The 26,956-nt window shown below is 72.7% G+C and carries 24 protein-coding genes; 12 read left to right on the forward strand and 12 right to left on the reverse strand.

The genetic code is table 11. From position 1 onward, the window contains the following. The first annotated feature begins 68 nt into the window (after positions 1-68). Positions 69-2,456 carry a cation-translocating P-type ATPase gene (locus ACFULQ_RS30285; protein WP_383549961.1) on the forward strand — a complete coding sequence of 796 codons (2,388 nt, stop codon included), beginning with the start codon at positions 69-71 and terminating at the stop codon, positions 2,454-2,456. A gap of 94 nt (positions 2,457-2,550) precedes the next feature. On the opposite strand, the gene ACFULQ_RS30290 is transcribed toward ACFULQ_RS30285, so the two are convergent. Together ACFULQ_RS30290 and ACFULQ_RS30295 are read right to left on the reverse strand one after the other, a co-directional pair. Then, positions 2,551-3,354, reverse strand: a complete 804-nt coding sequence (locus ACFULQ_RS30290) for a hypothetical protein (protein ID WP_383549963.1) — start codon at positions 3,352-3,354, stop codon at positions 2,551-2,553. Positions 3,355-3,505: 151 nt separating this feature from the next. Continuing rightward, complete coding sequence (locus ACFULQ_RS30295) at positions 3,506-4,360, reverse strand: calcium-binding protein (protein ID WP_383549965.1); 855 nt, start codon at positions 4,358-4,360, stop codon at positions 3,506-3,508. Positions 4,361-4,452: 92 nt separating this feature from the next. Between ACFULQ_RS30295 and ACFULQ_RS30300 the strand changes: the two genes are divergently transcribed. Then, positions 4,453-4,689, forward strand: a complete 237-nt coding sequence (locus tag ACFULQ_RS30300) for a hypothetical protein (protein WP_383549968.1) — start codon at positions 4,453-4,455, stop codon at positions 4,687-4,689. Positions 4,690-4,694: 5 nt separating this feature from the next. Here ACFULQ_RS30300 and ACFULQ_RS30305 read toward each other — a convergent pair whose 3' ends face one another. Further along, a complete protein-coding gene (locus tag ACFULQ_RS30305) occupies positions 4,695-7,832 on the reverse strand; it encodes a sacsin N-terminal ATP-binding-like domain-containing protein (protein WP_383549971.1) in 3,138 nt (1,045 codons plus the stop codon). Between the two features lie 235 nt (positions 7,833-8,067). Here ACFULQ_RS30305 and ACFULQ_RS30310 point away from each other — a divergent pair, with 235 nt between their 5' ends. Both ACFULQ_RS30310 and ACFULQ_RS30315 read left to right on the forward strand, forming a co-directional pair. Then, positions 8,068-8,685 carry an RNA polymerase sigma factor gene (locus tag ACFULQ_RS30310; RefSeq protein ID WP_383549973.1) on the forward strand — a complete coding sequence of 206 codons (618 nt, stop codon included), beginning with the start codon at positions 8,068-8,070 and terminating at the stop codon, positions 8,683-8,685. Beyond that, entirely contained in the window at positions 8,678-9,628 is a 951-nt protein-coding gene (locus tag ACFULQ_RS30315; RefSeq protein ID WP_383549975.1) for a CU044_5270 family protein, read from the forward strand. Before ACFULQ_RS30310 ends, ACFULQ_RS30315 begins: the two co-directional genes overlap by 8 nt. Before the next feature lie 10 nt (positions 9,629-9,638). Here the strand turns inward: ACFULQ_RS30315 and ACFULQ_RS30320 are convergent, their stop codons facing one another. After that, positions 9,639-10,565 (reverse strand): DUF3027 domain-containing protein, encoded by a 927-nt coding sequence (locus ACFULQ_RS30320; protein WP_383549978.1) that lies wholly within the window; start codon positions 10,563-10,565, stop codon positions 9,639-9,641. A gap of 415 nt (positions 10,566-10,980) precedes the next feature. Between ACFULQ_RS30320 and ACFULQ_RS30325 the strand changes: the two genes are divergently transcribed. From ACFULQ_RS30325 to ACFULQ_RS30340, 4 genes are all read left to right on the forward strand, one after another. Further along, the gene (locus ACFULQ_RS30325; protein ID WP_383550044.1) at positions 10,981-12,324 is read left to right on the forward strand and encodes an MFS transporter; all 1,344 of its coding nucleotides are present in this window, start codon (positions 10,981-10,983) and stop codon (positions 12,322-12,324) included. 62 nt (positions 12,325-12,386) lie between these two features. Next, positions 12,387-12,890 carry a hypothetical protein gene (locus ACFULQ_RS30330; protein WP_383549981.1) on the forward strand — a complete coding sequence of 168 codons (504 nt, stop codon included), beginning with the start codon at positions 12,387-12,389 and terminating at the stop codon, positions 12,888-12,890. 19 nt (positions 12,891-12,909) lie between these two features. Beyond that, entirely contained in the window at positions 12,910-13,566 is a 657-nt protein-coding gene (locus tag ACFULQ_RS30335; protein WP_383549984.1) for a futalosine hydrolase, read from the forward strand. Beyond that, positions 13,559-14,413: a 1,4-dihydroxy-6-naphthoate synthase gene (locus tag ACFULQ_RS30340; RefSeq protein WP_383549987.1), complete on the forward strand. Its 855-nt coding sequence runs from the start codon at positions 13,559-13,561 to the stop codon at positions 14,411-14,413. Before ACFULQ_RS30335 ends, ACFULQ_RS30340 begins: the two co-directional genes overlap by 8 nt. Positions 14,414-14,429: 16 nt before the next feature. Here ACFULQ_RS30340 and ACFULQ_RS30345 read toward each other — a convergent pair whose 3' ends face one another. Then, a complete protein-coding gene (locus ACFULQ_RS30345) occupies positions 14,430-14,837 on the reverse strand; it encodes a hypothetical protein (RefSeq protein ID WP_383550047.1) in 408 nt (135 codons plus the stop codon). Between the two features lie 32 nt (positions 14,838-14,869). Continuing rightward, positions 14,870-15,253 (reverse strand): cold-shock protein, encoded by a 384-nt coding sequence (locus ACFULQ_RS30350; RefSeq protein ID WP_020140317.1) that lies wholly within the window; start codon positions 15,251-15,253, stop codon positions 14,870-14,872. A 163-nt stretch (positions 15,254-15,416) separates the two neighbouring features. Here ACFULQ_RS30350 and ACFULQ_RS30355 point away from each other — a divergent pair, with 163 nt between their 5' ends. Then, a complete protein-coding gene (locus ACFULQ_RS30355; RefSeq protein ID WP_123761537.1) occupies positions 15,417-15,677 on the forward strand; it encodes a hypothetical protein in 261 nt (86 codons plus the stop codon). On the opposite strand, the gene ACFULQ_RS30360 is transcribed toward ACFULQ_RS30355, so the two are convergent. Together ACFULQ_RS30360 and ACFULQ_RS30365 are read right to left on the reverse strand one after the other, a co-directional pair. Continuing rightward, entirely contained in the window at positions 15,644-16,354 is a 711-nt protein-coding gene (locus ACFULQ_RS30360) for an HAD family hydrolase (RefSeq protein ID WP_383549992.1), read from the reverse strand. The two genes, ACFULQ_RS30355 and ACFULQ_RS30360, sit on opposite strands and share 34 nt — an antisense overlap. A gap of 328 nt (positions 16,355-16,682) precedes the next feature. Further along, complete coding sequence (locus tag ACFULQ_RS30365; RefSeq protein ID WP_383549995.1) at positions 16,683-17,717, reverse strand: hypothetical protein; 1,035 nt, start codon at positions 17,715-17,717, stop codon at positions 16,683-16,685. Between the two features lie 156 nt (positions 17,718-17,873). On the opposite strand from ACFULQ_RS30365, the gene ACFULQ_RS30370 reads away from it, so the two are divergent. Then, positions 17,874-20,453: a helicase-associated domain-containing protein gene (locus ACFULQ_RS30370; RefSeq protein ID WP_383549998.1), complete on the forward strand. Its 2,580-nt coding sequence runs from the start codon at positions 17,874-17,876 to the stop codon at positions 20,451-20,453. A 7-nt stretch (positions 20,454-20,460) separates the two neighbouring features. On the opposite strand, the gene ACFULQ_RS30375 is transcribed toward ACFULQ_RS30370, so the two are convergent. Next, the gene (locus ACFULQ_RS30375; RefSeq protein ID WP_383550000.1) at positions 20,461-20,994 is read right to left on the reverse strand and encodes a hypothetical protein; all 534 of its coding nucleotides are present in this window, start codon (positions 20,992-20,994) and stop codon (positions 20,461-20,463) included. A gap of 138 nt (positions 20,995-21,132) precedes the next feature. Between ACFULQ_RS30375 and ACFULQ_RS30380 the strand changes: the two genes are divergently transcribed. Next, the gene (locus tag ACFULQ_RS30380; RefSeq protein WP_383550003.1) at positions 21,133-22,776 is read left to right on the forward strand and encodes a DNA repair helicase XPB; all 1,644 of its coding nucleotides are present in this window, start codon (positions 21,133-21,135) and stop codon (positions 22,774-22,776) included. A 37-nt stretch (positions 22,777-22,813) separates the two neighbouring features. On the opposite strand, the gene ACFULQ_RS30385 is transcribed toward ACFULQ_RS30380, so the two are convergent. Next, positions 22,814-22,996: a hypothetical protein gene (locus ACFULQ_RS30385; RefSeq protein WP_383550005.1), complete on the reverse strand. Its 183-nt coding sequence runs from the start codon at positions 22,994-22,996 to the stop codon at positions 22,814-22,816. A gap of 289 nt (positions 22,997-23,285) precedes the next feature. On the opposite strand from ACFULQ_RS30385, the gene ACFULQ_RS30390 reads away from it, so the two are divergent. Further along, positions 23,286-25,337, forward strand: coding sequence for a HelD family protein (locus tag ACFULQ_RS30390; protein WP_383550008.1), 2,052 nt, complete (start codon positions 23,286-23,288; stop codon positions 25,335-25,337). Between the two features lie 155 nt (positions 25,338-25,492). Here ACFULQ_RS30390 and ACFULQ_RS30395 read toward each other — a convergent pair whose 3' ends face one another. Then, positions 25,493-26,185 (reverse strand): copper homeostasis protein CutC, encoded by a 693-nt coding sequence (locus tag ACFULQ_RS30395; RefSeq protein ID WP_383550010.1) that lies wholly within the window; start codon positions 26,183-26,185, stop codon positions 25,493-25,495. An 89-nt stretch (positions 26,186-26,274) separates the two neighbouring features. Then, on the reverse strand, positions 26,275-26,949 hold the full coding sequence (locus ACFULQ_RS30400; protein WP_383550013.1) for a maleylpyruvate isomerase family mycothiol-dependent enzyme: 675 nt from the start codon (positions 26,947-26,949) through the stop codon (positions 26,275-26,277). Positions 26,950-26,956 lie beyond the last annotated feature (7 nt).

Here is a 26,956-nt window from a genome sequence, read left to right on the forward strand (position 1 = left end):
CCTCCCCAGGTCGGAACTTCCGGGCACTCGCCGGGTGAAGCCGCAAAACCGCACGTACCGTCGAATGCATGACGCACATCGACGCGGGCGCCGAACTCGACGCCACGACGGCCCGTTCCGTCCCGGTCACCGGTCTGACCGCGGCCGAGGTGGCCGAGCGGGTGGCGCGGGGGCAGGTCAACGACGTGCCGGTGCGCAGCAGCCGGTCCCTGGCGGAGATCGTCCGGGCGAACGTCTTCACCCGGTTCAACGCGATCATCGGTGTGCTCTGGCTGATCATGATGGCCGTGGCGCCCTTCCAGGACAGCCTGTTCGGGTACGTCATCCTCGCCAACACCGGGATCGGCATCATCCAGGAGTGGCGGGCCAAGAAGACCCTCGACTCGCTCGCGGTGATCGGGGAGGCGCGGCCGACGGTACGGCGGGACGGAACCGCGTCCGAGGTCAGCACCTCCGACATCGTCCTGGACGACCTCATCGAGATCGGGCCCGGCGACAAGGCCGTGGTCGACGGGAGGGTCGTCGAGGCCGACGGGCTGGAGATCGACGAGTCGCTGCTGACCGGTGAGGCCGACCCGGTGGTGAAGCGGCCCGGCGACCAGGTGATGTCCGGGAGCTTCGTGGTCGCCGGCGGCGGCGCCTTCCAGGCCACCCGGGTGGGCCGCGAGGCGTACGCCGCCCAGCTCGCCGAGGAGGCCTCCCGGTTCACCCTGGTCCACTCCGAGCTGCGCTCGGGCATCTCCACGATCCTCAAGTACGTGACGTGGATGATGGTCCCGACCGCGATCGGCCTGGTCATCAGCCAGTTGTTCGTGAAGGACAACGACCTCAAGGACTCCATCGCGCGTACGGTCGGCGGGATCGTGCCGATGGTCCCGGAGGGACTGGTGCTGCTGACCTCGGTCGCCTTCGCGATCGGCGTCATCCGGCTTGGCCGGAAACAGGTCCTCGTCCAGGAACTCCCGGCCATCGAGGGCCTCGCCCGCGTCGACACGGTCTGCCTCGACAAGACGGGCACCCTCACCGAGGGCGGCATGGACGTGAGCGAGGTCAGGCCGCTCCAGGGGGCCGACGCGTCGTACGTACGGAAAGTGCTGGGCGCCCTCGGGGAGTCCGACCCGCGGCCCAACGCCTCCCTCCAGGCGATCATCGACGTCTACCCGGACGTCGAGGAGTGGCGGTGCACCGAGTCGCTCCCCTTCTCCTCCGCCCGCAAGTACAGCGGGGCCTCCTTCAGCGAGGGCGACGGCGAGTCCAGTACGTGGCTGCTGGGGGCGCCTGACGTGCTGCTGGCCGCGGACGACCCGGCCCTCGCCGAGACCGAGCGGCTCAACGAACAGGGCCTGAGGGTGCTGTTGCTGGCGCGGGCCGTCCGGGACCTAGACGATCCCGAGGTCGCCCGGGGAGCGCGGCCGACCGCCCTGGTCGTCCTGGAGCAGCGGTTGCGGCCCGACGCGGCCGACACCCTGCGCTACTTCGCCGAGCAGGACGTCCGGGCCAAGGTCATCTCCGGGGACAACGCGGTGTCGGTCGGGGCGGTGGCGGCCAAGCTCGGCCTCGACGGCAGCACGGTGGACGCGCGCCGGCTGCCCGCCGAGCGGGACGGGATGGCGCGGGCGCTCGACGAGGGCACGGTGTTCGGGCGGGTCACCCCGCAGCAGAAGCGGGACATGGTGGGGGCGCTCCAGTCCCGCGGGCACACCGTCGCGATGACCGGTGACGGGGTCAACGACGTGCTCGCGCTCAAGGACGCCGACATCGGGGTGTCCATGGGCTCCGGGTCCGAGGCCACGCGGGCGGTCGCGCAGATCGTGCTGCTGGACAACAGCTTCGCGACGCTGCCCTCGGTGGTCGCCGAGGGGCGGCGGGTCATCGGCAACATCACCCGGGTCGCGACCCTGTTCCTGGTGAAGACCGTGTACTCGGTGCTGCTGGCGATCTTCGTGGTGTGCTGGCAGGTCGAGTACCCCTTCCTGCCCCGGCACCTGACCCTGCTGTCCACGCTGACGATCGGCGTCCCGGCCTTCTTCCTCGCCCTCGCGCCCAACAAGGAACGCGCGAAACCGCACTTCGTGCGGCGGGTGATGCGGTACTCGGTCCCGGGCGGGGTGGTGGCGGCGATCGCGACCTTCGTGACGTACCTGATCGCCCGCCACCACTACACGGGCGAGGGCGCGTTGGACGCGGAGACCAGCGCGGCCACCCTGACGCTGTTCCTGATCTCGATGTGGGTCCTCGCGATCATCGCGCGGCCGTACACGTGGTGGCGCGTCGCGCTGGTCGCGGCGATGGGCCTCGGCTTCGTGCTGGTCCTCGCCGTGCCGTGGCTCCAGCACTTCTTCGCGCTGAAGCTGGTGGGGGTGACGATGCCGTGGATCGCGGTGGGCATCTCGGTGGTGGCGGCGGCCGTCCTGGAGCTCCTGTGGAGGGTGGTCGACCGCCGCGGGGCCGCTTAGCGCTGGGCTTCGGCCGGGACGGGTCCGCTGTGTGTCGTCCGCGGCGCCGTCGTGGCTTGTCGCGCAGTTCCCCGCGCCCCTGAGGGGCGCGGTTTTACCGGACGTCGATGTAATCGGCCGCCGAGTTCACTGCCGACGTGGTCGTCGTACCTGCGAAGGTGTAGCGGAAGTAACCGTCCACCGTGGCCTTCACCGTGGTCTTCAGGGCGCCCGTGGTGGACGTCTTGATGGTCTTCACGGTGCTCCAGGTGGTCGCGCCCTTCTTCTTGAACTGGAGCTTCACGGGCTGGGTGGAGTAGCCCGCGTACTTGTTGGTGTCCCAGTTGGCGCGGGAGAGCTTGCCGGTGACCGTGATGGTCCTGCCCTTCTTCACCGGCTCCGGGGAGGCGTCGGTGGTGAGGGTGGCCTTGCGCTGGAGGTGGGTGGAGCCGAGGCCGCCCTGCCAGGTGATTCCGCTGTCGGCGTTGACCGCGAGGGCGCCCAGCTTCCAGGTGCCCGCCTCGCTGCTGAACAGGTCGAGGTCCTGGTCCGAGGACTTCGGGCGGAACTGGATCTTCGCCGAGCACTTGAGGACGGTCGAGGAGGACACCGTGCAGGTGCCGGGGCCGTCACCGGCGAGCAGGTCGTCGGAGTTCTCGCCGAGCGTGGCGCCGCGGTAGAGGACCGGCCCGGTCTGGATGGAGTTCGGGTCCAGGTCCGCGGGCTTGGTCACGGTGTACGTCGCGGAGACGGTGACCTGGGCCGTGGAGCCGACCACGATGTTCTTGCCGTTGTTGACCTTCAGCTGGGAGAAGGTGACGGCGGGCCCGGCCGGGTCGGCGGCCTGGGCGGCCGGGACGGCGAGGGCGGAGAGGGCCACGGCGCCGGAGGCGGCGAGGACGAGGGCGCGTATGCGCATGTGCGTTCCCCATGAGAAAAGAAGGATCTCGGAGTCTGGTGACTCACACAGGAGACCGACGACTCATGAGGCGGGTTGTACGCGTGGGGCGTGATTTTGTCCGCACATGCGCAACGCTTTACTTCGAACAGACTTACCTGGCGTCTTCGGCTTACTTGACGTCGATGAAGTCACCCGCGGCGTTGACCGCGGGAGTGGTGGAGGTGCCCGCGTAGCTCCAGCGGTAGAACCCGTCGACCGTGGCCTTGACCGTGGTCTTCAGGTCCCCCTTGGTGTTGGTCTTGACGGTCTTCACGGTGGTGTAGGTGTTCGAGTTCTTCTTACGGAACTGAAGCTTCACCGGCTGGGTCGAGTACCCGGCGTACTTCCTGGTCTCCCAGTTGGCGCGCGTGAGCTTGCCGGTGACGGTGATGGTCTTCCCCTTCTTCACCGGCTCGGGGGCGGCGTTGGCGGTGAGCTTGGAGAGGCGCTGGACCCGGTGCGTGCCGTAGTAGTCGTTCCAGTACATGGAGCCGACCTCGTCGTTGGCGATGACGGCCGCCGTGACGTGCCAGGTGCTGGCCAGCGTGTTCATGTACAGGTCCCTGCCCGGGGCGGCCTCGATGGTGAGCTTGCAGGTCGAGGTCGTGGTGTTGACCGCGGTGCAGGTGGCGTTCTGCTCGTTCGGCGGGAGGTAGCCGTCGATGTTGTCGATGTCCTTGCCGTGCCACAGGTCGATGTAGGCGTCCTGGATGCCGGCGGGGTGGCTGGCCGTCAGGGAGACGGTGAAGGTCTTGGCGGCGGTGGTGCCGAGGACGAGGTCCTTGCCACCGTTGACCGTCACCTTGGAGACGACCGGCAGCTCGTCCGCCGCGACGGCGGTGCTCATCGCCGACCGGGAGACGCCGAAGCGCTCGGCGGCGGTGGTCTTGTGGATACCTCCGTCGGCGGCCTGCACGGCCGGCACGGCGAGGGCGGAAAGGGCCAGGGCGCCGGTGACGGCGGCCACGGTGGCTCGTATACGCATGTGTTCCCCACGTGAGGTCAGTGAGTCTGAGTGGCTCACGTGGTGAGATAAAGAAGTGGGGTGAAAGGTTGCACGACTGGTAAGAGTTGTGTGTGAAGCTTTTCGTAGAAGTCTGCCGGTACCCGAAGGTCGGCGAGTTCCTCGACTCGGCCGTCGATGTCACCGCGGCCGGTGTGGACGCTCTCGCGGACCTCGTGGGGATTCCGGCGGCCGAGTGGGTCGGCGTGGTGCCGCTGACGCAGGACCACGCCGAGCGTGTCCGGGAGTTGACCGGGATCACGCTCGACCTGGCGAACTACGACTACTTCCTGGAGCCCAGCGCCGGCTGAGCCGTTCAGTCGAACCAGCGGTCCCTAGCCAGTTCCTCCGTGCGGGTCGGGTCCTCCAGGAGGGCTGCCACCTCGAAGCGGCGGGGCCACTGGCGGGACGCCCAGGCCAGGCCCGCTGCCACGCCCTCCAGGGTGGACGCGTGCAGGACGCCGTCGTTGGTGAGGCGCCAGTCGATCTCGACGCCGTCGACGACGAGTTCCTCGTGCTCGACGTAGGTGGCCGGGGTGCTCGCGCCCAGCAGCACCCGTACCGACTCCGGGACCTCGTGTTCCGTGCCCTCGGAGTCGACCGATCCCGTCACTGACTCGCTCAGGCGGCGGACCTGGAAGAGTTCGGCCAACTCCGCCGCCCGGGACGGGCGTACCGGCAGCAGGGGCACCCCCTCCGTGAAGGGGAGCAGGTCCGGGGAGTCGACGACCACCGCGTCCGCCGCGTCCACGACCTCGACCCGGCCGTCGGTCACCGCCCGCAACTCGTCGGGGAGGGTGACCTGTTCGGGGTCGAGGTCCGCCAACGCGCTGTAGAGCGCGTGCAGTTGGGCTCCGGTGACCGGGCGGGACGGGTCGGCCAGGCGGTCGAGGAGTTCCGCCGCCCCGCCGGGCTCCTCCAGCAGCGCGGCCACCGACGTCCGGACCCCGAGCGCCCGCAGAACTTGCTCGTCGTCGAACCCGGTCGCGTCGGCCTCGTCGTACAGTCCGCGCAGGAGCGGGTCACCGCCCGACGCCAGCAGACCGGCCGGGCGGCGGCCGTCGAGCACCGGGTTCCCGCGCAGCCACCAGGCGGTGTACGGCCGTACGACCTCGTGCGTGCCGTCCGGAAGGAGGATGCGGACCTGCTGGGTGAGCGCGTCCCGGAGCGGGGGCTGGGCCAGCAGGGCCAGGGCCTCGGGCCACTTGTCCTCGTCGACCAGGTCCAGATCCCGTACGGCGATCAGCTCGGTGGCGACCGGCGGCACCGGGGAGTCCGGGAACCGGTCGAGGATGTCCTCGCACCACACGTCCACGGCGTCGAGCAGCCCGGCGTCGTCCGGCTCGGCGAAGTCGCCCTCGCGGGGCTCCAGTTCGTCCGGGTCGAGGACCACGTCGGCGGCGCGGACCAGCGCGAAGTCGGCGAGCACCCCGCAGGCGGCCAGGGGCTGTTCGCCCCACTTCTCAGCCAACTCGGCGTCCACGAAGGCGAGTTCGCCCTCGCGCATGACCCGGGCGAACGGGCTGCCGGGGAGCACGAGTTCACCGGCCGGGGCCGGCTCCCCCTCCTCGTCGGGCAGGGCCAGCGCGCCCAGCCACGGCTCGTCGCCGGGCTCCAGACCCGCGTCCCGGACCAGCGCGAGCACGGTGTCGGCCAGTTCCTCGGCGTCCGGGGTGTCCTCCTCCCAGCTCACACCCCCGTCATCGTCCAGGGAGGCGGCCACCGCGGCCCGCACCTGGGGCGTGGTGAGCACCGCGCGCGGAGTCGCGGGCAGCGCGCCCAGCTTCTCCAGGAGCGGGTGCGCGGCGCTCGGGTGGGCGACCTTGAGGCCGAGCCGGGCGAGGATCTCCGGGTCGATCAGGGGCCCGTCCGACGTGGGCAGCAGCACCTGCCGGGGCCCGATGGTCGTACGGCCGTCGGCGAGCGGCACGGGAAGGCCGGAGAGCCGGTCGGGGTCGACGCCCGCGAGGCTGTCGTAGAGCCGCTGCCACCACTCCGGCTCCTTCTCCAGACCCGCCAGCCGGTCCACGGCGTCGGTGAGCGGAATCCGCGCCACGCCCAACGTCCGCAGTTCCACGCGTCGTTCGAGGCCGGCGGGCAGCAGGGTGGGCAGCACCTCGGCGAGCACCCGCACGGTGTCGGCGCCGGCGCCCTCGGCGACCTCGGCCTCCCGCGGGCGCAGCGTCTCCGGGAGGTCGTCGGTGGGTTCGAGCGCGGGCGGCAGGAAGGAGGTCCTCGGCAGCCGCTCCAGGATCGCCTGGCGCAGGGCGCCGTCCAGTTCGCCCTTGCCGAGCGGTCCGGGCACGAGGCCGATGATGCCCTCGCCCACCGGCCGCCAGCCGGCGAGGAGTTCGGTGTAGGTGTCGGCCGCGCGCTGCACGAGGAAGTCGGTGAGCGCTCCGGGTGCGGTGTGCCGGCGGGTGGGGTCCAGCGGGAACGACCCGATGAGCAGCGCGGGCACGCCGAGCGGCTCGTCGCTGGGGGTCGGGGCGTGCACGACGGGGCTGGTGCGGGGGTGCGCGGGGGCGCCCTCGGCGTCGGCGGGCACGGCCCAGGTGAGCGCCCAGTGCGGCCGCAGCCGCTCCTCGACGGGACGGTCGGCGAGCAGTTCGGGGGTGAGCGGCCCGTGCGCGGACGCGGTGCGCCACCGGGTCGTACCGTCGCGGGAGTCCTCTACGACGGTGAAGACGCCGTCGGTGCGGCGGCTGAGGGTGCGGGTGGTGTCCGTCTCGATCACCACCTCCTCCAGACCGGGGAGGGCGAGCAGGAGGGCGTCGTCGACGGCGTCGAGGAGGCGCTCGGCGAGGTCCGCGGCGGCGGCGTCGCGCAGCGGCAGGATGACGACGGTGTCGTAGGGGTCGGGCGCGGTGCCCTCGGCGGCGAACGGCAGCCGCAGCAGCGGGACATGGCCGTCGCGGCGGCGGATCTCGTCGCCGAGGCCGGGGCTGTGGCGGGCGGTGTCGGCGGCGTGGTCGCGGGCCTCGGCCAGCGACCAGCGGACCCCGCCGTGCCGGCCGACGACGGCGGGCTCGTCGGTGACGGCGAGCACGGCGGCGAAGCCGACGCCGAAGCGGCCGACGGAGCCGATCGCCCCGTCCGTCGCGTCCGATCCGCTCCGCGGCTCGCGCTTGGCGGAGGCGCGCAGGGTGGAGAGGGACTCGACGCCGGCCGCGTCCAGCGGGGCACCGGTGTTGGCGGCGAAGAGCACGCCCTCGCGGAGGGTGAGCCGGAGCCTGCCGGGGACGCCCGCCCGGGCCGCCGCGTCGGCCGCGTTCTGCGCGAGCTCGACGACCAGTCGGTCCCGGTACCCGCCGAGGACGAGGTCCTCCTCGGCGTTGGCGTCCTCCCTGAACCGGGCGGGACTGGTGGCCCAGGCGTCCAGCACACCTCGCCTGAGCCGGGCGGTCCCGAACGGGTCGGCACCCTCGGCAGCGGGCCGCACGAACTTGCTCACGTTGACTCTCCTCATCGGCGTGACGTCGAAGGTACCGCGAGGAGGGGAGGGCGTAACTCGGGGAGGCTTCGCGACGGCGAAGCGGCGCGGAGAGGCGGGACGCGGGAGGCGCGGGCAGTCCTGTCCGCCGGAGACCGGGGCACCAAGCTCCGGCAGCTGGGAACCGGATCCGCGCGAGCGGCGAAGTACCGGTGAAAGCCCGAGCTTCAGCCGCAGCGCGACGAAAGGAGCCCCGATGACCGTGGAACCGGGCGTCGAAGTGGGGCAGGACAGCGACGCCTCGGTGATCGAACGGTCGTGGGACGAGCCCGAGGCGTTCTCCGTGCTCTTCGACCGCCACGCCGACTCCGTGCACCGGTACGCGGCCCGCCGACTCGGTACGGAAGCCGCCGAGGACGTGATGGCGGAGACCTTCACCACCGCGTTCCAGCAGCGCTTCCGGTACCGCACGGAGTCGGCGGACGCCCGCCCCTGGCTGTTCGGCATAGCGACCAACCTCATCGGCCGGCACCGGCGTGCCGAGGCCCGGCGTCTGAAGGCGCTGGGCAGGCTGCCCGTCGTCGCGGCCGGCGGAACGGCCGACGAGACGGTCGCGGACCAGGTGGCCGCACGGGTCAGCGCCCAGGCGGTCCGCGGTGAACTCGCCGGTGCCCTCGCCCGGTTGCCCGCCCGGCACCGGGACGTGCTGCTGCTCGTCGCCTGGGCCGAGCTCGGCTACGAGGAGGTCGCGGCCGCCCTCGGCGTGCCGGTGGGGACGGTCCGGTCACGGCTGCACAGGGCCCGCAGAAAAGTTCGTGAGGCATTGGGCGGATCCGATCCGACCGCTCTTCGAGAGGAATCCGACGATGAATGAGCTCGAACTCCTGCGGGAGTGGGACGCGGACGCACCCCCGCTCACGGACGCCGCCCGCGCCCGCGCCCGCCTCCGTCTCCACCAGGCCATGCGGGCACCCGCCGCCACCGCCGTACCGGGCGTCGGCCGCCGTCCGCTGCTGCGGGTCGCCGTGGCCGGCGTCGCCGCGGCGGCGGTCACCACGACGTTGCTGGTCGCCCAGGACTCGGGGACCGAACCCCGCACCCGCACGGTCAGCGCGACCACCGTGCTGCGGGGGGCGGCCGCCGAGGCCCTGCGCACCGAGAAGCCGCTCGCACCGCGCGACGACCAGTTCATCTACACGAAGGAGGTCATCGAGCGCAGGCCGGTCTCCGGCGGCCCCGTGAAGAAGTGGGTCGACGAGAGCTGGAGCTCGGTCGACGGGTCGAAGAAGGGCTACGTCAGCGAGCTGGGCCACAAGCAGTGGGTGCCGAAGTTCAAGCCGGGGCAGAGCACCTGGCCGCCGTCCAAGTGGTCCGAGCTGAAGGAACTGCCCACCGACCCGCGGAAACTGACGGCCACCCTGCGCGACATGGGCGGCAAGCCGGACTACGGCCGGCCGACCACGGCCGACGAGTGGCCGATGGTCCAGATCTTCCTCTCCGGACTGCTCCGCCACTCCGTCCTGCCCAAGGGGCTGCGCTCCGCGGCGTTCGAGGCGCTCGCCACCGCCCCCGGCGTCAAGGTGCTGCCGGGCCGGACCGAGTTCAACGGCCACACGGCCATCGGCGTCCAGTACGTCGTCGGCCCGCCCGGCACCTCCTGGAAGGACGGCGGGCGAACGCTGCTCTTCGACGCGAAGACGTACCAGTACCTGGGGCTGCGTGAGCGGGCCACGACGAAGCAGGGGACCAAGGTCTACGACCAGTCGCAGTACGTGGTCGCCGCCGGCGTCGTGGACCGCGTGTTCCAGCGCCCCTGAGCCGAGAACCCTACGAGTGGCCCAGTTCCGCCGACGCCTCGTCCGCGGTCTCCGGTACCGAGCCGGAGTCGCGGGACGGGCGCAGGGGGAAGGGGTCCACCCGGGTCTCGTCGATCACCGGCGGCGCCGGCTGGGGCGGCTTCGGCATGACCGCGGCCTCCGAGTGGCCACCGCAGCCGTAGGACAGGGAGACCACGCGGCCGTCCGCCGGGGCGAACTCGTTGGCGCACAGACCGAAGGCCTGGCCCAGGGAGCCGCCCAGCGGGACCAGGAAGCCGCAGCTGACACAGGGCGCCGGGGCCGCCTGGGCCATCGGGGTCTTCGCGCCGAAGGACTCCTCCCAGCGGTCGGCGGCGACATGGAGGCCGTAGCGCGACAGGACCCGGGCCCGGCGCATGCCGAGTTCCTCGGCGACCGCGGCGATCGAGCCGCGGGACGGCGCCACCGGGAGGTTGGAGGGCGTGCCCGCGGTGAGCTCCGCGTCCTCCGCCTCGACCAGTTCGGCCATCTCCTCGGAGACGGGCGCGCTCGGCAGCGGCTCGTCCTCGCCGGTGTAGCCGGGTTCGAGGCGCAGGTCCTCGGCGTCGGTGGGCAGCAGGTCGCCGGGGCCCATGTCGCCGGGACGCAGACGTTCGCTCCAGGGCACCCACTCGGGGGCGAGGAGCGCGTCCGGGCCGGGCAGCAGGACGACCTCGTCCAGGGTGACGATCTTCGCGCGGGAGGCGCGCGCCACCGTCACGGCCCAGCGCCAGCCGCGGTAGCCGAGCTCCTTGCACTCGAAGAAGTGCGTGACGACACGATCGCCCTCGGAGACCAGGCCCGCGTGCTCACCCACCACCCCGGGCGCGGCGGCCTCCTCGGCGGCGGCGCGGGCGAGGTCGACGGCCTCGGCGCACTGGCGGTCGGGGGTGCGGCTTCGCGTTGTCGCTGCGCTCACAGGTATCGCTTCTCTCCTACGCCGTCACTCGGGTGCGCCGGCCTGAAGGCGGTGGGTGCGGACGGAGCGGACCGAAGGGCCGCGTCGACGTCCGCGCCCGATCGCGCTCGGGCGCACCTGCTCCCATCCATTCTGCGGGATGTCAGAGAGGCGCGCGGCCGAGAACGTTCGCCACGGCGCGCTACGCACGCTACCTGTTCGTCGCCGCTCGGCCTACACCGACGTGATGGTTCGTTGCTCCCGGAGAGGCTCGGGAGGGGCTCAGAAGCGGATCAGGAGGGTCTCGGGAGGCGCTTCATATGCGTTCATACGCGCGGTAACCGCACTACTCACAGCTTTCTCGGGGCACTATGACGGGGTGGCAGGCACGAGGACACCCCAGGGAGCCACCGGCATCGGTGGCGGGTCGGGCCGGATGACCGGATCCGTCCGTGCCGTCGGCCGTGCCCTGCACCTCCCGTTCACCGGTACGGCCCGCGGGATCCGCAAGGCGACCCACGCGCACGGCGCGGGCGAGTCCGGCCTCGGCAAGCTGATCGAGCTGCACGCCGTCAACGGCGCGGGGGACGTGATGATCACCGTCGCGCTCGCCTCGACGGTGTTCTTCTCCGTGCCGACCGACGAGGCCCGCGGGCGCGTCGCGCTCTACCTCGCCATCACCATGGCGCCCTTCACGGTCCTCGCCCCGGTGATCGGCCCGCTCCTGGACCGCCTGCCGCACGGCCGCCGCGCGGCCATGGCGGGCGCGATGCTGGCCCGTGCCCTGCTCGCGCTGATCATCTCCGGGGCGGTCGCCACCGGCAGCCTGGAGCTGTATCCGGCAGCCCTCGGCGTACTGGTGGCCTCGAAGGCGTACGGCGTCGTCAGAAGCGCGGTCGTGCCCCGTCTGCTCCCGCCCCACTTCTCCCTCGTCAAGGCCAACTCCCGCGTCACCCTCGGCGGTCTCCTCGCGACCGGCATCGCGGCGCCCGTCGGCGCGGGGCTCCAGGCCATCGGACCGCGCTGGCCGCTCTACGGCGCCTTCGTGATCTTCATCGCCGGCATGTTCCTGTCGTTCTCGCTGCCCCCGAAGGTCGACTCGGCCAAGGGCGAGGACGTGGCGCTGCTCGCAGCCGACGAGGCCCATCTGCACGGCCCGCACCTCAAGCCGGTCAAGCGGCCCGGGCTGCGCACGGTCGGCACCGCCGTCACCCACGCCCTCGGTGCGAACGCCGCCCTGCGCTGGCTCTCCGGCTTCCTCACCTTCTTCCTCGCCTTCCTGCTGCGCGAGCATCCGCTGACCGGCGAGAGCGCGGCGGTGTCCCTGGGCCTGGTGGCGGTGTCGGCGGGGGCGGGCAACGCGCTCGGTACGGCGGTCGGGGCGTGGCTGAAGTCGAGGGCGCCGGAGATCATCATCGTGACGGTGGTGGCCATCGTGCTGGGCGCGGCGATCACCGCGGCGATCTTCTTCGGGGCGTTCCTGGTGGCCTGTCTGGCGGCCGTCGCCGGCTTCGCGCAGGCCCTGTCCAAGCTGTCCCTGGACGCGCTGATCCAGCGGGACGTGCCGGAACTGGTCCGCACCTCCGCCTTCGCCCGCTCCGAGACCCTGCTCCAGGTGTCGTGGGTGTTCGGCGGCGCGGTCGGCATCGTGATGCCACTGAACGGCTATCTCGGGCTCTCGGTGGCCGCCGCGGTGGTCGCCGCGGGCTGGCTGGCCACCGCGAAGGGGCTGATCGCCTCGGCGCGGCACGGCGGCGCGCCCCGGGCGCGGGTGGCGTAACGAACAGGGCTCGCCGCACCCCGCATAGAGGGACCGCTGTACCCGCCCGATAGCCTTCCGCCATGACCACGCTGCAATCCGTAGTGCGACGCCGCCGCGCCGTCGCCGCCGCCGGCCTCGTTTCCGCCGGACTGCTCGTCCTGTCGGCCTGCGACAAGCCGACGCCGCGCGTCACCGTCACGGTCGGTTCGACCTCGGTGAGCTCCGAGGCCACCTGCTACGACGACGGCAAGGACCTCGGCCAGGCGAAGGCCACCAAGTGCGCCCTGGAGAAGTCCGACGCCAAGACGATCAAGGTCAACCAGAGCGAGACGCTGCGCGTCGGCGTGGACCCCGAGATCGCGGACACCGGCTGGGCGCTGTGGATCAACGGCCAGCAGATGACGTACGCCTACAAGAAGACGTACTACGCCTTCGACGGCGTGGACCTCTTCGCTCAGCAGCAGGGCCAGGCCCCGCAGAAGACGCTGTACATCAGCATCGTCGAGCAGGACAAGACGACCTCGGGCCAGAGCAAGGAACACAAGGGCGTCTGGAACTTCAAGCTGGAGAACGCCGACTACTGATCCGTCGGAGCCGTAGCTGATGCGCATCCTCGTGGCCACCGCGGTCCCGGTCGAACGGGACGCGGTGGCCCCTGCGTTCCAGGGCACCGCGGCCGACGTCCTCGCGGTGGGCGTCGGGCCCGCGCTCGCCGCCGCCGCGACCGCCACCGCGCTCACCCGGGCCGCCCTGGCGGGTTCTCCCTACGGCCTTGTCGTGTCCGCCGGGATCGCCGGGGGGTTCCTGCCCGAGGCGCCGGTCGGGTCGCTGGTCGTCGCCGACGAGATCACCGCGGCCGACCTCGGGGCCGAGACCGCCGCGGGGTTCGTGCCGGTGACCGCCCTGGGGTTCGGGGCCGTCACCCACCGGCCGCCCGCGGCTCTCGTACGGGACGCCGTGGCCGCCACCGGGGCGCGGGCCGGGGCCGTGCTCACCGTCTCCACGGTGACCGGCACGGCCGAGGGCGCGGCGGCCCTGCGCGCCCGCCACCCCAGCGCCCTCGCCGAGGCCATGGAGGGCTTCGGGGTCGCCGAGGCGGCCGGGGTGCACGGGGTGCCGGTGCTGGAGATCCGCGCCGTCTCCAACCCGGTCGGACCCCGCGACCGGACCGCCTGGCGCATCGGCGACGCGCTCACCGCCCTGACGGAGGGGTTCGGGAAGCTGGCGCCCGTACTGGAGAGTTGGAAGCAGCATGACTGAACCGTCGCAGCCCTTGCAGATCGCGTACTCGCCCTGCCCCAACGACACCTTCGTCTTCGACGCCCTCGCGCACGGCCGCGTCCCGGGGGCGCCCGCGCTGGACGTGACCTTCGCGGACATCGACATCACCAACGGCATGGCCGAGCGCGGTGAGTTCGACGTGCTGAAGGTGTCGTACGCCGTGCTGCCGTACGTCCTCGACGAGTACGCGCTGCTGCCGTGCGGGGGTGCGCTGGGCCGGGGCTGCGGGCCGCTGGTGCTCACCCGGGAGGCCGGGGTGGAGCTGACCGGCGGCAGGGTCGCGGTGCCGTCCGAGCGGTCGACGGCGTATCTGCTGTTCCGGCTGTGGGCGGCGGACGTCCTGGCGGGCAAGGTCGGGGAGATCGTGGTGATGCCGTTCCACGAGATCATGCCGGCCGTCCGGGACGGACTGGTCGACGCCGGGCTCGTGATCCATGAGGCCCGGTTCACCTATCAGAACTACGGGCTGCACAAGCTCGCGGACATGGGCGAGCACTGGGAGTCGACGACGGGGCTGCCGATTCCGCTCGGCGCGATCATCGCCAAGCGGTCGCTGGGTACGGAACGGCTGTCGTCGCTCGCCGAGGCCATCCGCGCGTCCGTACGGGCCGCTTGGGACGACCCCGAGGTCTCCCGGCCCTATGTCATGGCGCACGCGCAGGAGATGGATCCCGCCGTCGCCGACCAGCACATCGGCCTGTACGTCAACGAGTTCACCGCGGACCTGGGCGAGGACGGGTACGCCGCCATCCGGGGGCTGTTGACGCGGGCGGCGGCGGAGGGGCTCGTGCCCGCGCTGGGGCCGGACGCGTTGTCGTTCGGCTGACGCGCCGCCGTCGGGGCTATCGGGGGCTCGGCCACCGGGCCAGCGCCATCATGCTCAGGACCTTGCGGATCAGGAAGGCGGCCAGGGGGAGTTCCACGAACACCGCCAGGGCCACCGACCACCACACGTCCGGGGTGCCCAGAGCCAGCGACACGTCGAACCACGCGTCGCAGACCAGCAGGGCACCCGTGGACACGGCCGCCACGACGACCGCCCGGTTGCGGCGCCAGCCGAGAACGGCCGTGGCGGCCATCGCCACCAGGAGCAGGATGTCGAAGCCGACCCAGGTGACCCGCCACTGCCGGACGGTGTAGCCGCTCGGCAGTGTGAAGGCCAGCAGGACCGTCCAGGGGACGAGGCCGACGGCGCAGACGGTCAGCAGCTCCAGGGCGTGGCGCCGCTGTCGTCGGATGCGCTCCCTCATCTCCTCCGAGGGCTCGGCCAGTACCTCGCTCACTACACGTCGAGTTGGTCGGCGACCGCCCGCAGCAGGCCGGCGATCTTCTTGCCCGCCGCCTTGTCGGGGTAGCGGCCGCGCTCCAGCATCGGGGTGATGTTCTCCAGGAGGGTCGTCAGGTCCTGGACGATGGAGGCCAGTTCGTCGGGCTTCTTGCGGGTGGCGGCCGCGACCGAGGGCGTGGGGTCGAGGATGGCGACCGAAAGGGCCTGGTCGCCGCGCTGCCCGGCGACCACTCCGAACTCCACCCGCTGTCCGGGCTTCAGCGTCTCGACTCCGGCGGGGAGGACCGAGGAATGGACGAAGACGTCACCGCCGTCGTCGCGGGAGAGAAAGCCGAAGCCCTTCTCGCTGTTGAACCACTTGACCTTGCCGGTAGGCACGTCTGTCCTCGTCCTCGTACTCGTCGGAAAACTGCTTCTGAAACGGCTCTTGATAGCACTGGGGCGGGTCGTCGGGACCCGCCGGTACCAAGGCTAATGGTCTTCAGGCCGGTGACAAGACGTCGCCCGGTTGTTCCTTCGCGCAGGGAACTACCCTGGTCCGGTGCGTGACAAAACCCAAACGAATTCCGCCGCTCCAGGTGACCGACTGATCCGTACCGGAGCTGTCGTCTTCTTCATCGGTGCCGTGGCCACTCTCGTCACCGTGGCCCCGTTCCTGCTGGGAACGACGCCTTTTCCGACGTACATGTTCGGATTGAGCATGCTCATGGCCGTCGGTTTCGTGGTGGCCGGAGCGGGAGTACTGCAATCGGTCGCGGCCGGAAGGCGTCAGGCGCGGGCCGGAAGGCAGTCCGCACGGTAGTCCGAAAACCAACCCGGGAACTCCGTGAGATCACCGAGGACGACTTCCGCGCCCGCCTCGGTCAGTTCCTCGGCGCTGCACGGCCCGGTCGCCACCGCGACCGACAGCGCCTGCGCGATCCGCGCCCCGCGCACATCGCCGGTGTGGTCGCCGACGTACACGCTCGCGCCGTGCTCGCGCAGCGCCGCGCCCTTCTGCTCGGCCCACAGGTTGCCGATCACCGCGTCCGGCGCGAGGCCGAGATGCTCCATGTGCAGCTCGGCGTTGGGCTGCCACTTGGCGGTCACGACGATCGCCCGTCCGCCGGCCGCCTGTACGGCGTCGATGGCCTCGCGGGCGCCGGGCATCGCCAGGGTGCCGGTGATCGCGTACGACGGGTACAGCTCGCGGTAGAGGTCCGCCATCTCCGCGACCCGGTCGGCCGGGAACCAGTACGCCATCTCCTCGGCCAGCGGCGGCCCGAGCCGCGTGACCACCAGGTCGGCGTCGACGTACGTCCCCGTCCGCTCGGACAGCTCCACCCAGCAGGCGTGGATGCCGGGACGGGAGTCGATGAGCGTCATGTCGAGGTCGAAGCCGACGGTGGGACCGACGGTGGGACCGACGGTGGGACCGGGGGCGGAACCGGCCGTGGGACCGGGGGCGGTCCTGGCGGCGGGGATGCTTGTAGAGGCCATATGGGCCATTGTGCCCGGGGGCTGCCGCGGCCAGACAGCGATTTCTCGGGCGGTACGGCCTCCGGCAGCCGCTCCCGGGCGGTACGGCCTCCGGCAGCCGCTTCCCACGCGCTACAGCCCTCCGACAGCCGCTTCCCACGCGCTACAGCCCTCCGGCAGCCGCTTCCCACGCGCTACAGCCCTCCGACAGCCGCTTCCCACGCGCTACAGCCCTCCGACAGCCGCTTCCCACGCGCTACAGCCCCCCGACAGCCGCTTCCCACGCGCTACAGCCCCCCGGCAGCCGCTTCCCACTCTGCGCCGACCGCCGGCAGCCGTCTCCCGTGTCCTACCGCCTCCGCTGCGAGCGCCACACCAGGAACAGTGCCGATGCCACGGCCGCGCCCCGCACCACCCATGGCCAGGTCTCGGCGACCGCGTCGTTCATGTGGCCCTGCGCGATGGGGTCGCCCCAGCGGCCCTCGTTGCGGCCCCACAGCCAGACCAGGCCCGCGGTGAGGGAGAGGCCGGGCAGGATCACCACGGCCCACCTCGTCTCCGCGTCGGTGAGGCGGCGCGAGGCCCAGGCGATGAGCCAGCCCACGATCAGGACGATCAGGTTGCCGAGCACCGCACCGGCGACGAGGAGGGCGGCGGCGAGCAGCAGGAGGGGGTTGCTCCAGCTTCCCGCTCCCCCGGCACGGGCGAACCGCCGGCGCTTGACCGGGGCCGCCTCGACCACCGGCGCCGCGGCCTTCGCCCTGGGCCGCCACCAGGCCGTACGGGGCTTCGGTGCGGGCACTTCCGCCGCCTGCTCGACGGCGGGCTCGGGCTTCGGCTCCTCCTTCGGCGGCGGGGGCTTCAGCAGCTCCGGGATCTCCACCCCGCCGACGAAGCCCGGCACGCTGTCGCCGACGCCGAAGGGGCTGTCGTCCACCCGCCACCAGTCGGGCTGTGCCGCGGGGTCGCCCAGTTCGTCCAGGCCCGCCAGGTGGGGCCCGTGGGAGACGACCGGGTCGGGGGGCGGCTGGTCGGCGGGGCGCGGCGGGGGCACGATCTTGCGCAGCCCGGTCCGCCGCCGCCCGCCGTCCTCCTGCGACTCCCGGTCCCGCTGCACGGGCATGGAGACGACCGGCGCCTGCGGGGCGGCGGCCGCGGATCCGCCCGCGGCGGTCACCACCTCGTCGGGACTGCCCAGTCGGGCGATGATCCGGCGGACGGCGGCGGGCGAGTCCACCGGGGCCTTGGCGCGCCGGCGGTCGATCTCGTTGCGCAGCTCGGAGACCAGCCGCATACGGGTCGACGACGGCAACTGCCGCTGCTGGGCCACGTCGCCGACGCGGCTCAGATACTCGTAGACGACCTGGTCGCTCTCGATACCCACGAAGTCCCCTCCGGGGCGGGTGCGTTGGATACCCCGTGGGACGAAACTAGCGCAGGTCGGGTCCGGCAGGCCCGTGCGGGGACCGCAGGTCAGCGATATCCGGTCCGCCCCGGTGGGCGCCACTGCCCGGACCGGGCACCCGCTACCGTTGGTCGGATGAGCAACCCGGCCGTACCGCCGCGCTCCCTCGCGGAAGCGCTCCGGGCCAGGGACGACGACTCCCTGGCCGCGCTGCTGCGCGCCCGCCCCGACCTCATCACGCCGGTGCCCACCGACCTGACCCAGCTCGCGACCCGGGCCGGGACGCGCGCGTCGGTGGTGCGGGCGCTGGAGCGGCTCGACCTGTTCGCGCTGCGCACGGCGGAGGCGCTGGCGGTGGCCGCGGACCCGGCGCCGTACGGCGAACTGGAGCGGCTGCTGACCGGTGACGCGGGCGACCCGGCCGTCTCGGCGGCGCTGCCCCGCTCGCTCGGCACCCTGCGCGAACAGGCCCTGGTCTGGGGCGACGACGACCGGCTCCGGCTGGTCCGCACGGCCCGTGAGCTGCTCGCGCCCTCGCCGCAGCATCCGTCGCCGACCGGGCTCGGGCCGACCGTGCAGGAGGCCACGGCCGGGATGTCCCCGGGCCGCATCCAGGACATCGTGACGGCGGCGGGGCTCGGCTCGACGCACGACGCGGTGTCGGCGGTGGCGTCGCTGACGGCCCTGTTCACGGACCGCGAGCGGATGTCGGCGCTGCTGGCCGGACTGCCGGAGGAGTCGCGGGCGGTGCTGTCCCGGCTGGTCTGGGGGCCGCCGTACGGGCAGGTCACCTCGGACCCCGCGGCCCATCTGCGCCGCCTGCTGGACCTGGGGCTGCTGGTGCCGACGGCGCCCGGGACGGTCGTACTCCCGCGGGAGGTGGCCCTGCACCTGCGGGGCGGCCGGGCGCACCGCGAGGTGGAGCCGCTGCCGCCGGCCGTGGAGCCCGCCGCCTCCCACCGTCCACAGGTGGTGGACGCGACGGCGGCCGGCCAGGCGTACACCGCGCTGGCGACCGTGGAGGAGCTGCTGAAGGACTGGGACGAGGGCGGGCCCGCGGTGCTGCGGGCGGGCGGCCTGAGCGTGCGCGACCTCAAGCGCACGGCGGTCGCGCTGGACGTCTCGGAGCCGGTCGCGGCCTTCTGGGTCGAGCTGGCGTACGCGGCGGGCCTCGTGGCCTCCGACGGCGAGGCCGACGAGCGGTACGCCGCGACCCCGGCCCACGACGAGTGGCTGGAGCAGCCGCCGGCCCAGCGCTGGGCCCGGCTGGCACAGGCCTGGCTGACGGCCACCCGGACCTCGGGGCTGGTGGGCGGACGGGACGCGAAGGACCGCACCCTGTCGGCGCTGGGCCCGGGTCTGGACCGCGGCGCGGCGCCGGAGGTACGGCACCGGGTGCTGACGCTGCTGGCGGGGCTGCCGGAGGGGGCGTCGCCGTCGGCCGAGTCGGTGCTCGCCCGGCTGCGCTGGGAGCGGCCGCAGCGCCGGGAGGAGGACCTGCGCTCGCGGCTCGCCGAGTGGACGCTGAAGGAGGCGGAGCTGCTGGGGGTGACGGGGCGGGGGGCGCTGTCAGGACACGGGCGGGCGCTGCTGGGCGCGGCCGCGCGGAGGACGCCGGACGCCGAGCCGCAGCGCGCGCCGAGGACGTCGGACGCGGAGCCGCAGCGCGCACCGAGGACGTCGGGCGCCGAGCCGCAGGGCCCTGGGGACAAGCTCCCGGTGCATCATCGGCCCGTCGCCGTCGCCGAGCCCCTCACCTCCGCCGAACAGGCCGCCGCCTCCGCCGCGGCCGCCCGGCTGCTCGCGCCGCTGCTGCCCGAGCCCCTCGACCACGTCCTGCTCCAGGCCGACCTGACGGCGGTGGCCCCCGGCCCGCTGCGGCGGCCGCTGGCCGATGTGCTGGACGTCCTGGCGGACGTGGAGTCGAAGGGCGGGGCGACGGTCTACCGCTTCACGCCGGGGTCGGTGCGCCGCGCCCTGGACGCCGGGCAGTCCGCCTCCGACCTGCACGCGTTCCTCGCCGCGCACTCGCGCACGCCGGTCCCGCAGCCGCTGACGTACCTGATCGACGACGTGGCCCGACGCCACGGCCACCTTCGCGTGGGCGCCGCCTCGGCGTACGTCCGCTGCGACGACGACGCCCTGCTGAACGAGATCCTCGCCGACAAGCGCGCCGCCGGCCTGCGGCTGCGCCGCCTCGCCCCGACGGTCCTGGCCGCCCGGACCGACCCGGCCTCGCTCCTCGACGGGCTGCGCGCGATGGGCTTCGCCCCGGCCGCCGAGTCCGCCGAGGGCGACGTCCTGATCACCCGCGCCCACGCCCACCGCACTCCGCCCCGCAGCGCCCCCGAACCGGTCCCGGACGGCCCCCCGGTCCCCGACGCGACGCTCCTCGCGGCCGCGATCCGGGCCGTCCGAGCGGGCGACCTCGCCTCCACGGCCCCTCGCAAACCGACCGACCGGCCCCCGCTCGCCGCCGGCGAACTCCCCCGCACCAGCTCCGCCGAGACCCTCGCCACCATGCAGGCCGCCGTCCTCACCGGCGAGTCCCTCTGGATCGGCTACGTCAACGCGGAGGGCACCGCCAGCCAACGCGTCATCGCCCCCGTCCGCGTCGAGGGCGGCTTCGTGACGGCCTACGACCACACGGCGGACGAGGTCCGCACGTATCCGCTGCACCGGATCACGGGGGTGGCGGAGCTGGCGGAGGACTAGAGGGGCGTCAGCACGGGGTGACCGGGGTGTCGGCCGGCAGGCTGAAGTGGGTGCGGGCGGCGGCCTCCAGTGCTGTGGACGACACCGAGTCGTCGAGCGAGGCGGCCGTGACGTGACCGAAGGTGGACGTGATCCACTGCGCGTTGCCCTCGCCGTCGGGTGCCGTCTCCTGGGACACCACCTCGTAGTCCCCGTCCGCCTCCCGCCGCAGCCGCATCACCTGCGGCACCTCGGCCCCGGAGCACTCCACCAGCCGCCCCGCCCGCACCCCGTACTCCACGCACAACGTGCTGACACCGGCCCGCACGAGACCGTCCCGCTCGGCGAGATCGACCGCCTCCGCCCGGCAGAACCACCGCGCCCCGGGTTCCCCGACCCCGGTCCCCCGCGCCTGCTCCAGCAGCCGGGCCTCGACGGCGGGCCGCACCCGGCTCCACAGGTCCGCGTCGACGTCCGTGCCCCCGGGCCACCGCGCCCACGCCCCCGTAGCCACCAGCACCAGGACCGCTCCCCCGCCGGCCGCCCATCTGCCCGCAGACATCCCCATACGTCCTCCCCGCGCCGCTCCCGCCCAGCAAGACAGCCGAAGAGGGGTCGAGGTTGCACCGGATCGCCCCTGCTTGATCGTCCCTGGTTGAGGCACACTGGACGTTTGGCCCGTGCGGAAGGATGCCTGTACGTGAACGGTCCTCTCATCGTCCAGTCCGACAAGACCCTGCTGCTCGAGGTGGACCACGAGCAGGCCGACGCCTGCCGTCGGGCCATCGCCCCGTTCGCGGAGCTGGAGCGGGCGCCCGAGCACATCCACACCTACCGGGTGACCCCGCTGGGGCTGTGGAACGCGCGCGCCGCCGGGCACGACGCCGAGCAGGTGGTGGACGCGCTGGTGCAGTACAGCCGGTATCCGGTGCCGCACGCCCTGCTCGTGGACGTCGCCGAGACGATGGACCGGTACGGGCGGCTCACCCTGAGCAAGCACCCCGCGCACGGGCTCGTGCTCACCACCACCGACCGGCCGGTCCTGGAGGAGATCCTGCGCTCGAAGCGGATCACCCCGCTGGTCGGGGCGCGGCTCGACCCGGACACCGTGGTCGTGCACCCCTCCGAGCGCGGGCAGATCAAGCAGACGCTGCTGAAGCTGGGCTGGCCCGCGGAGGACCTCGCCGGGTACGTGGACGGCGAGGCGCACCCCATCGAGCTGGCCGAGGACGGGTGGGCGCTGCGGCCCTACCAGAAGCAGGCCGTGGAGAACTTCTGGCACGGCGGCAGCGGGGTGGTCGTGCTGCCCTGCGGTGCGGGCAAGACCCTCGTCGGCGCCGGGTCGATGGCGCAGGCCAAGTCGACCACGCTCATCCTCGTCACCAACACCGTCTCGGCCCGGCAGTGGAAGCACGAGCTGGTGAAGCGGACCTCACTGACCGAGGAGGAGATCGGCGAGTACAGCGGGACGAAGAAGGAGATCCGGCCGGTCACCATCGCCACCTACCAGGTGCTGACGACCAGGCGGAAGGGCGTCTACCCGCACCTGGAGCTGTTCGACTCCCGGGACTGGGGGCTGATCGTCTACGACGAGGTGCACCTGCTGCCCGCGCCCGTCTTCAAGTTCACCGCCGATCTCCAGGCCCGGCGGCGGCTGGGGCTGACCGCGACCCTGGTGCGCGAGGACGGCCGGGAGTCGGACGTCTTCTCGCTCATCGGGCCCAAGCGGTTCGACGCGCCGTGGAAGGAGATCGAGGCGCAGGGCTACATCGCGCCCGCCGACTGTGTCGAGGTCCGGGTGAATCTCACGGACTCCGAGCGGCTCGCCTACGCGACCGCCGAGCAGGAGGAGAAGTACCGCTTCTGTGCCACCACCGCGACCAAGCGGAAGGTCACGGAGGCGCTCGTCAAGCGCTTCGCGGGCCAGCAGATCCTGGTGATCGGCCAGTACATCGACCAGCTCGACGAGCTCGGTGAGCATCTGAACGCCCCCGTGATCAAGGGCGAGACCTCCAACGCCCAGCGCGAGAAGCTCTTCGACGCCTTCCGGGAGGGCGAGATCAGCGTGCTGGTGGTGTCGAAGGTGGCGAACTTCTCCATCGACCTGCCGGAGGCAACAGTCGCCATCCAGGTCTCGGGCACCTTCGGGTCGCGGCAGGAGGAGGCGCAGCGGCTGGGGCGGGTGCTGCGTCCCAAGGCCGACGGGCATCAGGCGCACTTCTACTCGGTGGTGGCGCGGGACACCATCGACCAGGACTTCGCCGCGCACCGCCAGCGGTTCCTGGCCGAGCAGGGGTACGCCTACCGGATCGTGGACGCGGACGAGCTGCTCGCGGAGAGCTGACCGGCGGCTGTCCGGGGCCGACTGCGGTGACCTGCGGTTACTTGCGGCGGACGCCGGCTTCCTGGCCGTACTCGCCGAGTATGACGACGTCGAAGGCGGCGCCGGCGAAGACGCGGACGGCGCGGAGGGCGTCGCCGATTCGGTGGGTGGTGTGGCCACCCGACACGGGGGTCGCTCCGGACGGGCGACCGGGGGCTGGGGTGATGGTCGCTGCACTCATGTCTCCATGGTGGCCGACCAGGCATAAAGGGGGCATCGGCCTCAGGTAGCCACTTCTTGTGCTACCTGAGGACGGCCCGGGGATGCGGCCTCCCCCAGGCTGGGGAGGGGCCATCCCCTAGGGGGCCGCGAGGGAGCCGCCGGGGCCTGAGAAATTCATTGGCCCCCTCTCACCCCGCCCCTCTAGAATCTCCGCTCTTGCCCGCCTCCCTCACGGAGTGCCGCCGTCCGGACGGAAACCGGTCGGCATCCCCCGCGCCCGTCCCGTAGGTCCCTCCGGAGGCACCCCCTTGTCCACGCCCCTGCCCACCGACGACCCCCTCGCCCGCGAACGCTCCCACCTCGCCGAGTCCCGCGCCGCCCTTCGTGCCATGCGCGAGGACGTCGAGTCGCTCGACATCAAGGACGTCACCGCGAACTGGGTCAACGCCGAGGTCCTGGCCCGCCAGATGGAGGAGCGCATCAAGGCGCTGGCCGACCTCAGCGACACCCCGCTGTTCTTCGGCCGCCTCGACTACCTGCACGCGCCCGGCGCCGAGCAGGCCGAGGGGGCGGAGGGTGAATGCTTCTACATTGGGCGCCGGCACGTCCACGACCACGACGGCGATCCGATGGTCATCGACTGGCGGGCGCCGGTCTCGCAGCCGTTCTACCGGGCGTCCAAGAAGGACCCGATGGACGTCGGGCTGCGCCGCCGCTTCGGCTACACCCGCGGCGACATCACCGCGTACGAGGACGAGCACCTCTCCGACCCCGCCGAGGCGGCCCGGACCAGCAAGCTGCTCCAGCAGGAGATCGAGCGCCCGCGCGTCGGCCCGATGCGCGACATCGTGGCGACCATCCAGCCCGAGCAGGACGAGATCGTACGGTCCGGTCTCGGCGGCACGGTCTGCGTGCAGGGCGGCCCCGGCACCGGGAAGACCGCCGTCGGCCTGCACCGCGTCGCCTATCTCCTCTACGCCCACCGCGAGCGCCTCGCCCGCACCGGCACCCTAGTCATCGGACCGAACCGGTCCTTCCTGCACTACATCGAGCAAGTGCTGCCCGCGCTGGGCGAGTTGAGCGTCCAGCAGGCGACCGTGGACGACCTCGTCGCGAAGAGCGCCGAGGTGCGCGGCACCGACGAGGCGCCCGCCGCGGTCCTCAAGGGCGACGCGCGGATGGCCCAGGTACTCAGGCGGGCCGTCTACTCCCACGTCACGATGCCCACCGAGCCGGTGATGGTGGTGCGCGGGTCGCGCCGGTGGCGGGTGCCGGCGTACGAGATCGAGGAGATCGTGCGGGAGTTGCTGGACCGGGGCATCCGCTACGGCGCCGCCCGCGAGGCCCTTCCGCAGCGCATCGCGCACGCCGTGCTGGTGCAGATGGAGCGGTCCGGGGAGGCGCCGGACGACCGGGTGCAGGACGCGGTGGCCCGCAACTCCGCGGTGAAGGCGGCGGTGAAGGCGATCTGGCCGCCGATCGATCCGGCGAAGCTGGTGCTGCGGCTGCTCACGGACGCGGAGTTCCTGGCCGCGCACGCGGAGGGGATCCTCGACGAGGACGAGCAGAAGACGATCCTGTGGTCGAAGCCGGTCAGAAGCGTGAAGTCGGCCAAGTGGTCCGCCGCGGACGCGGTGTTGATCGACGAGACGACGGACATCGTAGAGCGCACGCACTCGCTCGGGCACGTGGTCCTGGACGAGGCGCAGGACCTCTCCCCCATGCAGTACCGCGCGGTCGGCCGCCGCTGCTCGACCGGTTCGGCGACCGTCCTGGGCGACCTCGCGCAGGGCACCACGCCCTGGGCGACCCGGAGTTGGGACGAGGCGCTGGCCCACCTCGGCAAGTCGGACGGCGTGATCGAGGAGCTCACGGCGGGTTTCCGCGTGCCGACCGACGTCATCACGTACGCCTCCCGGCTCCTCCCGCACATCGCACCGGGCCTGACTCCGGTCGCCTCGGTCCGTGAGAACCCGGGCTTCTTCGACCTCCGCGAGACCTCCGGTACGGGCGAAGTGGTCGCCGCCTGCGAGGAGTTGCTGCGCCACGAGGGCTCGACGGGTCTGATCGCCGCCGACGCCCGCGTCCCGGAGCTGGCGGAGGCGCTGACGGCGGCCGGCATCCCGTACCTCGCCCCGGGCGAGGAGACCACCGCCGAGACCCGGCTGACCCTGGTCCCGGCCTCGCTCGCCAAGGGCCTCGAGTACGACTACGTCGTCCTGGACGAGCCCCAGGCGGTGGTGGACGGCGAACCGGACGAACGGACCGGGCTGCGGCGGCTGTACGTGGCGCTGACCCGAGCGGTGTCCGGCCTGATCGTGACGCACTCGGCACCGCTGCCCGCGGCGCTGGCCGGATAGGGTCCTTGACCCGTTCCGCCATGTCCCGCTGAAGGGGCTCCTGTTGGGCGCCCCACCGGCCGTGCGTTCCCACGTACCCGCCGACACCGGAGCCGGGGCCGGGGCCGGGGCCGGGGCCGGGGCCGGCGCCGTATCAACACCGCGCCCCTGAAGGGCTAACGTCCGTCCACCACCCGCCGCCACTCCCGTACCGCCTCCGCCGACACCGGCGCCTCCCACCCGCGCGGCCGCGCCGCCCCGCCGATGTGGAAGGCGTCGATCCCCGCGGCCCGCAGCCCCGGCACATGCTCCAGCCGCAGTCCGCCACCCACCAGCAACTGCTGCTCGTACCCCGGCTCCCCCGCCCTCGCCGCCTCCGCGAGCAGCACGGGGAGCCCTTCGTCCACGCCCGCCGCCGAGCCCGCGGTGAGGTAGGTGTCCAGCCCCGGGAGGTCAGCCAGCTGCTTGCGCAGCGCGTCCCGGTCGGCGGCGTGGTCGATAGCCCGGTGAAAGGTCCAGCGGCACCCGTCCAGGGCCCCGACGACCCGCTCCACGGCCCCCAGATCCACCTCGCCGGCCGCGTCCAGGAACCCCAGCACGAACTCCTCGGCCCCGGCGTCCCGCAGTTCCCGTGCCGCCCGGACCACCCGCGAGACCTCCCCGGCGTCGAACCCGTCCGACAGCCGCAGCATCACCCGCACCGAGATGTCCACCGCCCCCCGGATCCCGGCGACCGTCGCGACCGTCGGCGTCAGACCGTCCGCCGCCATGTCGGTCACCAGTTCCAGCCGGTCCGCGCCTCCGGCCTGGGCGGCGAGCGCGTCCTCGACGTCGAGGGCGATCACCTCCAGGACTGCACGCTTGCTCATGGGACCCCATTCGTCGACGGTCTTGGGCGGCTACAGGTCTAGTCCAATTCAAGAATACGCCGCGACGGGGTCCCCCTCACCAGTGCGCCTCAGGCGATCCCGGCGAAGATGTTCAACTCCTTCGCCTCCGCCCCCGCGAGCTCGTAGTCCCGCCCCTCCACCGGACGCCCCGAGTACAGCCGTACGAGCGTCGCCGCGTCCCCGATGTACCGCGCCGGAGTCCGGTCACCGGTCACGTCGCCGAGCCGGAGCGGTTCGTCCAGGTCGTCGAGGTCGGCGTGGAGGGGGAGGTGGCCGCGTTCCCGGGTCGCGCGGGCGAGCAGGGCCAGCGCGTCGGGCAGCCCGGCACCCCCGTACGCGCCCGGCTCCCCGAGCACCTCGCGCACGTCCCCCGCGTGCACCCACTCCCCCAGCGCGATGACGTCCAGCACCCCATCCGCCCGGGCGATGACCGGCCCGGCCTCGGTCATCCCGCGCTCCAGCTCGTCGAGGACCTGCTGGTTCGTCCAGTCGGCCCGCTCGGCGATGTCCCGGTCGTTCGACTCGGGCGAGAACACGCCCTTCTCGAACCGGCGCTCCACCACCCGGATCAGCACGGACGAACAGTGCGCGAGCACGTCCCGCACGCTCCACCCCGGACACCCCCGGGTCGGCAGCGCGAAGTCGGCGTCCGGGCGGGAGCGCAGGAGCGGGATCAGGGCGTCGCGTTCGCCGGCCAGGAGACGGCCGGGCCGGGCGGGGTCTCGTACGTCGTCAGCAGTCATGGGGCCA

Source organism: Streptomyces sp. NPDC057253 (genome assembly GCF_042669125.1).
Lineage (GTDB): Bacteria > Actinomycetota > Actinomycetes > Streptomycetales > Streptomycetaceae > Streptomyces.